The 11,454-nt window shown below is 68.3% G+C and carries 4 protein-coding genes; 2 read left to right on the plus strand and 2 right to left on the minus strand.

Going from position 1 to position 11,454, the window contains the following annotated elements:
* Positions 1–356 precede the first annotated feature (356 nt).
* Positions 357–1,535, plus strand: a complete 1,179-nt coding sequence (locus tag VGZ32_RS27420; RefSeq protein WP_326889117.1) for a dipeptidase — start codon at positions 357–359, stop codon at positions 1,533–1,535.
* Positions 1,536–1,643: 108 nt separating this feature from the next.
* Here the strand turns inward: VGZ32_RS27420 and VGZ32_RS27425 are convergent, their stop codons facing one another.
* Together VGZ32_RS27425 and VGZ32_RS27430 are read right to left on the minus strand one after the other, a co-directional pair.
* Positions 1,644–3,179 carry a hypothetical protein gene (locus VGZ32_RS27425; protein WP_326889118.1) on the minus strand — a complete coding sequence of 512 codons (1,536 nt, stop codon included), beginning with the start codon at positions 3,177–3,179 and terminating at the stop codon, positions 1,644–1,646.
* 15 nt (positions 3,180–3,194) lie between these two features.
* Positions 3,195–6,155, minus strand: a complete 2,961-nt coding sequence (locus VGZ32_RS27430; protein ID WP_326889119.1) for a PQQ-dependent sugar dehydrogenase — start codon at positions 6,153–6,155, stop codon at positions 3,195–3,197.
* Between the two features lie 550 nt (positions 6,156–6,705).
* On the opposite strand from VGZ32_RS27430, the gene VGZ32_RS27435 reads away from it, so the two are divergent.
* Complete coding sequence (locus VGZ32_RS27435; RefSeq protein WP_326889120.1) at positions 6,706–11,442, plus strand: PQQ-binding-like beta-propeller repeat protein; 4,737 nt, start codon at positions 6,706–6,708, stop codon at positions 11,440–11,442.
* The last annotated feature ends 12 nt before the right edge of the window (positions 11,443–11,454 follow it).

The raw sequence follows: 11,454 nt of genomic DNA on the forward strand, positions 1-11,454 counted from the left end.
CTTCTCCAACCTCAACGCCGCCAACGGATACACCCAGCACAGCTACAGCCTGGCCCCGTACATCGGCCAGAGCGTCTCGCTGAAGTTCACCGGCACCGAGAACTCCTCGCTGCAAACCTCGTTCGTCCTCGACGACACCGCACTCAACGTCGACTAACCCCGACAAAGAAAGCCGGCCTGATCAGGAACCGCCGGGCGCAGCGGATCACTGCACCGCCCGGCGGCTCTTTTCTTGCCACGGCGCGGGCCGCGGCGGCGCGTGCGGAAAGCACGGAGCGTAGGCGGGGCTTAGGGCTCGTGTGATAGGGACTTCGAGGGACGGTGGCCATAGCACGAGCACGAACGCGGAGTGGCGTATGAGTCAGCACATTGATCATCTCGAGCCTGAGTCGGATGTATCCGGCGAGACGATCGCGGCGATCGAGTCCGTGCTGCGGTCCGCGCCGCTCATCGACGGCCACAACGACTTGCTCTGGGCGCTGCGGAAGAAGGTCGACTGCGACTTCGACGCGCTCGACATCGCCGGCCCGGTCCCCGAACTTCACACCGACCTGCCGCGCTTGCGCGCCGGGGCGGTCGGGGCCCAGTTCTGGTCGGTCTACGTTCCCGACGACACGACACCCGAGCTCGCCGCGATCGCGACGTTCGGGCAGATCGACGCCGCGCGCACGATGTTCAAGAAGTACGCATCCGACCTCGAACCCGCCCTCACGGCGGACGACGTGGAACGCGCCGTCGCGGCGGGGCGGATCGCCTCGATGATCGGGATGGAAGGCGGGCACTGCATCGCCGGATCGCTCGCCGTGCTGCGCTCGATGTACCTGCTCGGCGCTCGCTATCTGACTTTGACGCACAACAGGACGACATCCTGGGCCGACTCCGCCACGGACGAGGCGAGGCACGGCGGGCTGACCCCGTTCGGCGTCGGCGTCGTCAACGAACTCAACGACCTGGGGATGCTCGTCGACTTGTCCCATGTCGCCCCCGCCACCATGCACGCCGCGCTCGACGCCACCCGCACGTCCGTGGTCTTCAGCCACTCCTCGGCTCGGGCCGTGTGCGACCACCCGCGCAACGTGCCCGACGACGTCCTGCGTCGGCTTGCTGTGAATGGCGGGGTTTGCATGGTCACGACGGTGCCGGGGTTCGTGTCTCAGCTGATCGCCGACGTGTGGCTCGCGGAGAAGGACGAGAAGGGGCGGCTGCGGTCGCAGTACCCGGACGATCCCGGCGAGGCCGGTCGCCGAGTGGACGCGTGGCGGGAGGCCCACCCGTTCCCGCCGGCCACCGTGGCACAGGTCGCCGATCACTTCGACCACGTCCGCGGGGTCGCGGGCATCGACCACCTCGGGATCGGCGGCGACTACGACGGGGTTGGCGTCCAACCGGTCGGCCTGGAAGACGTGTCCTGCTATCCCCGGCTGTTCGAGGAATTGCGGCGGCGCGGCTACAGTGATCACGATCTGCGGCGGATCGCGGGTCTCAACGTGCTGCGCGTCATGCGTGACGCGGAGCAGGCGGCAAAGGCGGCGTGAGCGCGGCGGTACGCAGGTAGAGCAACGGCGGCCGGCGGCCAGAACTGAGTCTGGACGCCGGCCGCCGTTGTCGTGCAGAGGGAGCCGGTGGTCAAGGACGCAGAGTCCTTATCCGACGCTCACGCTCGACGCGGTGACCGTGCCGAGCGCGGAGGCGTTGTGTGACGTGACCGCGACACCGGCGAGGAGCGTGCTGCCGAATGCCACGGTGTAGCTGGAGCCGGGGATGAGCGTCCACGTGACGCCGTCAGTGGAGGTATAGGCGGTGTACGTGTCGCCGGCGCGGGTGACCCTGAGCCAGACCGGAGCCGTGCCCGTCGGGTTGGCGAGCTTCGCGGTGGTCGCGCCCTGAGCCGAGCGCTTCTGCACCTTGATTCCCGCGCCCGGCGAGACCAGTACGGCGTAGTTCGCCGCGCCCGGATCGTTGCTCACCCGCAGCATCACTCCGGCCTTGGCGTTGGAGCTGCTGTCGGACTGGCTGGCGATGTAGGCGGTGACGCTTCCGTCGCCGGTCAGCGGTTGCGACACGAAGCGGAACTGATCGCTCGTGCCGGTGATGTCGGTGCCGCCCGCCGTGATCGTCCAGGTGTTGCTGCTCGGATCGAAGTACTGCGATCCGGTCAGCGCCGGGCCGCCGATGTCCTGACAGGTCCACGGGGCGGGGCAGGGGAGCGGCGGGGGCGAGGTGAAGGAGCCGACGGTGGTGACCGTCGCCAGCAGATCGTCCTGCCCGGTGCCCGCCGGCAGGTACATGAAGGACGCGTTGCCGTTGGCGTCGGTGACCGCGTTCCACGTGGTGCCGGAGTCGGGGCCGCCGATCGCCTTGAGCTGGACCTGGACGTTGGCCAGGCCGTAGCCGCCGCTGTCCAGGAGGATCGCGGTCGCGGTGTACGGGATGCCGGCCATCACGTTGGGCGTCGCGTTGTCCAGCGAGAGCGACGCGTCGTGGGAGCCGGTGACACCGGTGCCGATCGGCCGCCACTGGATGGACTCGTTCTGGTGGCAGAAGCCGCGGTCGATGCCGTCGGTGTCGAGCACGTGCGTGGTGTCCAGCAGCGTCGTCATGCGTCCGCCGATGGTGACCAGCACCCGGGGCGCCACGGTCACCGGGGTGCAGATGTTCGGCGGGTAGCCGCTGGTGTCGAAGTTGTCGTAGGACGGATCGTTGGCCGGCGGGTTGGCGGCGAGGATGACGCTCTTGCCCGCGGGCACCGTGAACGCACCCCACAGGTTCGTGAAGTACTTGCCGCCGCTGATCGACGAGTGGATGTCGATGTCGACGCTGCTGACGGTCACCGGGAACCAGCCGGGGTTGTCGAAGCGGATGGCCCCGGTGTCATAACACGTCGTCAGCGAGCCGCAGGCGGATTGCCCCGGCACGCTGTTGCCCAGGAACGTGATGTTGGGCGAGCCGACCCAGGGCGTCGGGAAGGCCGCCGGGTCCGGGGTGTTGGTCTCCTTGTCCTCGGCGTAGCCGACGGAGACGACGAGCCCGGAGACGGTTGACGAGGAAGGCGGCATGGGAGCCGTCCGGGCGGCGGGGGCCGGGACGGCGGCGGGCGTGGCGCCCGCCGCCGCTGCCGGGCCCGCGCCGAGACCCGCGCAGACCGCCAGAACGGTCAGCGCGCGCAGGCGCTTAGGCATGATGTCGTGCCCCCCTTAGCCCGCGGTCCAGCTGACGTTGTCGAACGTCGCCGTGCCGAGTGCCGAGGTGTTGTGCGAGCACTCGAACAGGCCGACCGTCGCGGCCGCGGTGATGTTGAGTGTGCTCTTGGACAGGACGGACGTCCAGGTGACGCCGTCACTGGAGAGATAAGCGGTAAAGGTGTTGCCTACCCTGGTGAGCTTCATCCAAACGTTCGGGAAGGCGTATGTGCCGCCGCCGACCGATCCGTTGAAGTTGTACTGCACCTTGACTCCGCCGCCAGGCGCCTGCGCGATCAGGATGTAGTTCGACCCGGCGGTGGTGGACTGCTTCCAGATGATCCCGGCCTTGGCGTTGGAGCTGGTGTTGGACTCCGAGGTCAGCCGGGCGATCATGGTGCCGTCGCCGGTGGTCGGCTGGTCGACGTAGTGGAACTGGTCGCTAGTGCCATAGATGTCCGCTCCGCCGCCGATCACCGTGTAGACGCCGGTCGTGCTGTCGTACCCGGCGTTTCCGGCCAGGGCGGGCGAGCCGACGTCGGTCTGTGCCCACGGGGCAGGCAGCGGGCCGAGCGTCGGGCCGCTGCTGCTCGTGACGGACACGTTGTCGATGGCGACCGTGCTGTACTGGCCGATGTTGTGCGAGGTGTCGAACAGGCCGATGTCCACCGGCCCGCTCATCGTGACCGTGGCGATGCCGATCTGGGTCCAGTTCACGCCGTCAGGCGACTGATACGAGGTGAAGGTGTTGCCGGAACGGACCAGCCGCACCCACTTGTTCGGGGCGGCCAGCGGCGCGGTACCGCTGGGCGGCGTCTTCGAACCCGGCCCGGTGTACTGCATCCGCTCGCCGTAGCCGGTGGTGTAGAGGTTGGTCGGCGTCAACTGGCTGTCGCAGCCGTTCACCGTGCAGTTCACCCCGTTGATGTCCGGGGTGGCGGGGCTGACGTCCGGGGTGACCAGCGCGTCCACGAAGGGCGCACCCGCGGTGGTGCTCTGGCGGACGATCACGCCGGCCTTGGCCCACGGGCTGGACACCGACTGGAAGCGCACCCGCGCCGTGATGGAGCCGTCGCCGTTCAGGGTCTGGTAGGCGAGCTGCTCCTGGTCGTTGGGGCTGTAGACGTCGGCGCCGCCGCCGTCCAGGTAGAAGGAGCCGGTCGCGGGGTCGTAGTCGGTGGTCCCGGCGATGATCGGGGCGCCGACGTCGGTGGCGCTCCAGCCGGTCGGCAGGGCCTTGCCGACCTGGTCGAAGTCCGCGGTGGCGGTGGTGCCGCCGGGCGCGAGGTAGATCTGGTCGAACAGCGCGCTGCCGTCGGACCAGCCGCTGAAGCGGTAGCTGTTGCCGCTGACGCTCTGCGCCAGAGGCTGGCCGATCAGCACATGCTTGACGCCGACGACGCCAGTCTCGCTGAACGGGCCGGTGTGCCACGTTCCGTCGACGAAGTAGCCGGCGCCCGGCACCGCGCTGTTGGTCGAGAGCGTCGCGGTGTTCGGCGTCAGGTCCTTGGTGACGACGGTGGTGCTGCCGGTCGAGTCCTTCACCGACAGGGTGACCCGGTAGAAGCTACTCGGGGTCTGCGACGTGTCGGCTGGGATCGTGTAGGAGAAGCTGGTGGCGCCGGAGGTCGGGCCGCCGACCGGGCCCGGCACTTCTTTCGAGTAGAACGGCTTGACGACGCCGTTGCGGTAGTAGTCGATTTGCCAGGTGTACGCGCTTGCCGGCTCAGTGCCGTCGGTCGGGTCGGTCGCGGTGCCGGTGAAGCTGACCGTGTCACCGGCGTTGTACGTGGACGGGCCGCTGATGTTCACTGTCGGGGCCCCGGTCGCGGGCTGCGGCGGAACATACGGGTTCGGCGTCGCGGTGGGCGTCCCGGTCGTGGAGATCTCGTTGACCGTGCCCTCGAAGATGCTGGCGAAGTACAGGTTGCCGTCCGGGCCCTCGATCAGGTCCGCGATGGTGCCCGCTGCCTGGTCGAAGACGGTGTCGGAGGTCTCCGTTGAGTAGGTCGAGTCGAAGTTGACCGCCTCGATGTCGCCACGGTTGTAGTCACCGAAGAACACCGTGTGCGCGTAAGCCGGACCGAACGTGGTGCCGTTGTAGGCGAGGAGGGACGAGATCGCGCCGTCCGTGGGCACGTGCCCATAGGAATACGCGGGGTCGATGTATCCGGTGCTGTAGGCGTCGCCCTCGACGAAGTCCCAGCCGTAGTTGCCGCCGGGCTGGAGCGTGTCCAGCTCCTCGGCGTAGCTGGAACCGGTGTCGCCGGTCATTGCGCGACCGTCGGGCAGGAACGTGAACCGCCACGGGTTGCGAAGCCCGTAGGAGTAGATCGCCTTGACCGCGCCGGGCACGTTGAGGAACGGGTTGTCCGCGGGGATGCTGCCGTCGAGGTTGAAGCGGAGCATCTTGCCGTAGATGTTGGTGAGCGCCTGAGCGTTCGTGATCGACGGGACGTTGTCGCCGACGGACCACCAGAGCTTCCCGTCCGGGCCGACCTTCAGGTCGTTGCCCGCGTGATGCTGGTTCTGCGTCTGGTTGCCCTGATAGTAGATCTTCTCCGTGGCGGTGTTGAGCACGCCTCCGCTGACGGTGAACCGCGACAGGCGGGAGAACGGCTGGGTCACGCCCGCGCTGTTCGTGACGTTCACGACGTAGGAGATGTAGATGTAGCCGTTGGTGGCGTAGTTCGGGTCCAGCGCCATCCCGAGCAACCCGCACTCGCCGGCGCTGTACACGTTCGGCAGCGTCGCGAGCGGCGTCGACAGGATGGTGCCGCCGCGGTCGATCAGGATGGTCCCGGCCTGCTCGGCGATATAGAGATCACCGTTGGGCGCGAAGGCCAGCGCGATCGGCTTCGCCAGGCCGCCGGCCAGCTGGGTCTGCTGGAAGCCGGCCGGAAGGTTGGGCGGTGGCAGTGTTGCGGCGCTCGACGGAACCGCGCCCGCGACCAGGGTCGCGGCCACGACGGTCATTGCTCCCGCGAGCGCAGTCAGCGCACGTGAAATCGGTCGCAAGATTTCCCCCCTTGCATGTCTCACACATCGGACAGTCGCATCATAGAAGCGAACGGCCCCATTCGGGTGAGATTCGACGCACGACACGGTGTCCGGATCATCTCGGCTGTATCTCAGCCGCCGCACTTTGCGATTTGGCCAAAGGCCTTTTGCGTCCGGGCTGGTCTGGTACCGTCGCAAGAGCGTGATAATCGGATATCGCAGCTGATCAACGCGCGAACCGCCGACGTGAAGCAAGGGGGAGGACGTCGCCATGGCGCATGCGTGGACATGTGGAAGACGAATAGGGCCGGTGGCCGTGATCTTGGCCGTGGCCTTGGGAATCGGCTCCGGGTTGCCGGCCGCGGCCGCCGCGAGCCCCAGCACAACGGCCGGCGGTCGTGCATCCGCCACGGCCACGAGCGTGCCAAACACTAAATCTTCATCTCCGACCGCCTCGCCGAGCTCAAGCCCGAGCTCGACCGCGAAGCCCAAGCCCACGCCGTCGACGTCCAAAGCGGCGCCATCGGTGACCAAGGCCGCCGCACCGACGACCGACGACTGGACGACCGCCGAACACGACGTCTCGCGCGACGGGGCCTCCGCGGACACGACCCTCAACACCGGCAACGCGCCCACGCTGACGAAGCTGTGGTCGCTCACCACCGGCGGCCCGGTCGCCACCTCGCCCACGGTCGTCAACGGCGTCGCGTACTTCGCCTCCTGGGACGGCAACGAATACGCCGTCAACGCCGCCACCGGAGCGGTGCTCTGGAAGACGTACCTCGGCTACATGACGCCGACCCAGTCCTGCGGCAACCCGCCGTCCGCCGGGCCGTCGTCCATGGCCGCGGTCGTCGGCAACATCGTCTACGTCGGTGGCGCCGACAGCTACTGGTACGCCCTCGACACGACCACCGGCGCCGTGGACTGGCGGGTGTGGGTCGGCGGCACCGGAACGCCGGGCGTCTACGACGGCCACATGAACTGGTCGAGCCCGCTGATCGTCGGCAACTACGCCTACGTCGGCGTCGCCAGCTTCGGCGACTGCCCGCTGATCCAGGGCCAACTGCTCAAGGTCAACCTGACCACGCACCTGATCGAGAACACCGCGAACCTGGTCCCCAACGGCCAGGTCGGCGGCGGCATCTGGACCGCGCCGGCGTATGACCCGGCCACCGGCCTGATCTACGCCGCCACCGGCACCCGCAACCTCGCGTCGCAGATCTGGGCCCAGGCGTTCGTAGCCATCGACAGCACCACGATGGAGGTCGTGGACTCCTGGGCGCTGCCGGACCAGGACGCCGTGGTCGACTCCGACTTCGGCACCGACACCATCCTCTACACCGACGAGACCGGCCGGAACCTCGTCGTCGCGGTGAACAAGAACGGCTACGCCTACGCGTTCGACCGCGCCCACCTCTCCGTCGGACCGGTCTGGAAGGCTCAGGTCGCGATCGGCGGCACCTGCCCGACCTGCGGCGCGGGCCCGGTCGCCTCCGGCGCGTTCGGCGGCGGCGCGGTCTACTTCGGCGAGGGCACCGGGTCGATCAACGGTCAGGGGTATCCGGGCACGGTTCGCGCGCTCGACCCCGCGACCGGCGCGTATCTGTGGCAGCACCCGACCACCGGTCTGATCATCGGCGGGATGGCCTACGACAACGGCCTGGTGATGGACGGCGCCGGATCGGTCTTCGAGGTGCTCGACGCGAGCACCGGCCACCGTCTTTACAGCTACGACACCGGCACGATGATCTACGGCGGCCCGTCGGTCGCGGAAGGCATGGTCTTCGTCGGCAACATCGGCGGTCAGGTCACCGCCTTCGGCCTGCCCTCCAGCACCACCACGCCGCCGGCGGACCCGAACTGCCCGGCTGGCTTCACCTGTCAGGACATCGGCAGCCCGACCCCGGCCGGCAGCGAGACGGTCAGCGGCACGGGCGGCACGGCTACGTGGAAGGTGGTCTCCGGCGGCACCGGCCTGAACGGCACCTCTGACAACTTCCGTTTAGTCAGCGAGCCGACCGCGGGCGACACCCAGGCCACCGTGGAGATGACCGCGCAGCCGTCCGGAGGCAGTTCGCTCAGCGGCGTGATGATCCGCCAGAGCAACAGCCCCGCTTCGCCGTACTATGCGGTGTTCGAAGGCCCGAACCATGTGCTGAAGGTGCAGTACCGTTCGAAGCTCGGCGGCACGGTCAGCCAGGTGTACAACGCCACCGGCCCCGCGCTTCCGATATGGCTGACCGTGCAGCGGGTGGGCGACCTGTTCCAGGCCGGGTACTCCGCCAACGGCACGTCCTTCCAGCTGATCCCCGGCACCAATGCCACGCTGCCGCTGCCCTACTCCTCGCTTGCCGGCATGGCCGGTATGGCCGGGGCCACCGGGATCACCGCGACCGCCAAGTACACCGGGGTCTCCATCGCGGCGCCCAGCGTCGCGATCTCCCCGGCGCCGTCCGCCGATCCGTGTCCGACCGGCTGGAACTGCCAGGACGTGGGCAACCCGGCCAAGGTCGGCGACGCCACCCTCAGCGGCGGCACCTGGAAGGTGACCGGCGCGGGCGGCGACATCTGGGGCATGAGCGACCAGTTCCACTTCGTCTACAACCCGGTGAGCGGTGACACCACGGTCGCCGCTCAGGTCAGCAGCCAGACGAACACCAACGCGGGCGCGAAGGCGGGCGTCATGCTGCGCGGCAGCACCGACCCGACCTCCGCCTACTACGCCGCGTACGTCACCCCGAGCAACGGCATCGAAGTCCAGTACCGCGACACCAACGGCGACAACGCGGTCCAGCTGGCGAACCCGTCCGGCGCCGCGCCCGCATACCTCGAAGTGGCGCGCTCCGGCACCTCGTTCACCGCCTACACCTCAACCGACGGCAGCAACTGGACGCCCGTGCCCGGCACGACCGTCTCGCTGCCGAACCTCAGCGGCACGATCTTCGCCGGGCTCGCCGTCGGCTCGCACAACACCGGCTCGCTGAGCACCGCGACCTTCACCGGCGCGACGATCGGCAACACCGCGCCCACGCCGCCGAACCTCTGCCCCACCGGCTGGTCCTGTGAGGACATCGGCTCGGCCCAGCCGCCCGGCAGCCAGACGTACGCCAGCGGCACCGGCGCGTGGAGCGTGCTCGGCGGCGGCGGCGACGTCTGGGGGTCCGCGGACCAGCTGCGGCTGGTCTCCCAGCAGCAGAACTCCGACGGCACCACCATCGCCCAGGTCACGGCCCAGCAGAACACCAACGCGTGGGCCAAGGCGGGCTTGATGACCCGGCTCAACGACTCACCGGGCGCGCCGTACTACGCCGTCTTCGTCACGCCGTCCAATGGGGTGATCGTGCAGTACCGCATCACCCAGGGCGGCAGCACCGTGCAACTGGGCGGCGTGAGCGGAGCAGCGCCGATCTATCTGGAAATCGGCCGCAGCGGTCAGACGTTCACCGCCTACACCTCCGCCGACGGCGTCAACTGGACCGCCTTCCGCAACTCCGCTCAGACGATCAACGCCCTGGCTGGAACGTTGCTCACCGGAATGGCGGACTGCTCCCACAACACCGGGTCGACGAGCACGGTTGCGTACTCCGGGGTGACCATCACCGGGACCGGAAGCGTCAACGGACTGCCCTATCCATGGTCTGACACCGATGTCGGCAGCCCGGCCATGGCCGGCTCCGCGAGCTACGCGAACAACACCTTCACGGTGCAGGGCGGTGGAGCGGACATCTGGGGCAGCACCGACCAGTTCAACTACGTCAACCAGCCCTTGACCGGCGACGTCAGCCTGGTGGCCCGGGTCACCTCGCAGAGCCCGACCGATCCGTGGGCCAAGTCCGGCATCATGATCAAGCAGAGCACGACTGCCGGTTCTCCGTACGCGATGGTAGCGGTGACACCAGGCAACGGCGTGGTGTTCACCTACGGCTTCAACTACGTGTCCGCATCCGCGAGCTACAGCTTCCCGAATGCCTGGATACGCCTGGACCGTACCGGCAACGTGTTCACCGGCTACACCTCCGCCGACGGGCTTAACTGGACCAAGATCGGCCAGGCGGCCATCACCATGACCCCGACCGTCACCCTCGGGCTCGCGGTCAACGCGCACAGCACCACCACGCTGAACACGACCACCTTCGACAACATCCTCGTCACGCCGATCGGCGGCGGCCCGCTGCCGAGCCCGTGGACGAGTACTGACATCGGCGGGCCGGGCATCCCGGGCTCCGCCAACTTCTCCGCGGCCAACGGCAACGTGTACACCGTCAACGGCTCGGGCGCGGACATCTGGGGCAGCGTCGACCAGGAGCAGTACGTCTACCAGGCGATGAACGGCAACGGCAGCATCACCGCCCGGGTCACCGCCCAGGACATCACCGATCCCTGGGCGAAGTCCGGGGTGATGTTCAAGGAGTCGACCACGGCGGGTGCCCCATATGTCCTGCTCGCTGTGACGCCCGGCAACGAGCTGCACATGGAGTGGGGCTACAACACCGATGTCGCGGTGGGCAACTTCACCTTCCCGAACGGCTGGCTCAGGCTGGTGCGCAGCGGCAGCACATTCACCGGCTTCACCTCGCCGGACGGCAACACGTGGACGGCGGTCGGAAGCGCCACCGTGACCATGGCGACGAACGCGACGGCGGGCCTGGAGGTCTGCGCGCACAACAACAACGCGCTGAACGCCACGACCTTCGACAACGTGTCCGTGTCCGGTGCGCTGCCCACCGGGTGGACCGACGCCGACGTCGGCAGCCCGGCGCTGGCCGGCTCCGCGAGCGCCCTGAACGGCACGTTCACGGTGAGCGGCGCCGGAAACGACGTCTGGGGCAGCACCGACCAGTTCAACTTCCTGTACCAGACGATCTCCGGCAACGCGACCATCACCGCCCGGGTGACCGCCCAGCAGAACACCAGCTCCTGGGCCAAGTCCGGGCTCATGGTGAAGCAGAGCGCGACCTCGGGCTCGGCCTACTCCGCGCTGATGGTCACTCCGGGCAACGGCGTCAACATCCAGTCCAACTTCAACTCCAACCAGAACATCACCACCGCCGTGACCCTGCCGACCTGGCTGCGCATGGTGCGCGTCGGCACGACGGTGACCTCGTACACATCGCCGGACGGGACGACCTGGACCCAGGCCGGATCGCCGGTGACCGTGAGCCTGACGGACCCGATCACGATCGGCCTGTTCGTCTGCTCGCACAACGGCGGCCAGCTCAACACCACCACGTTCGACAACGTCACGCTGACCAGCCCCTGAGCACAGAAGGCG

Origin of the sequence: Actinocrinis sp. (assembly GCF_035938995.1) — a bacterium.
GTDB lineage: Bacteria > Actinomycetota > Actinomycetes > Streptomycetales > Catenulisporaceae > DASZGI01.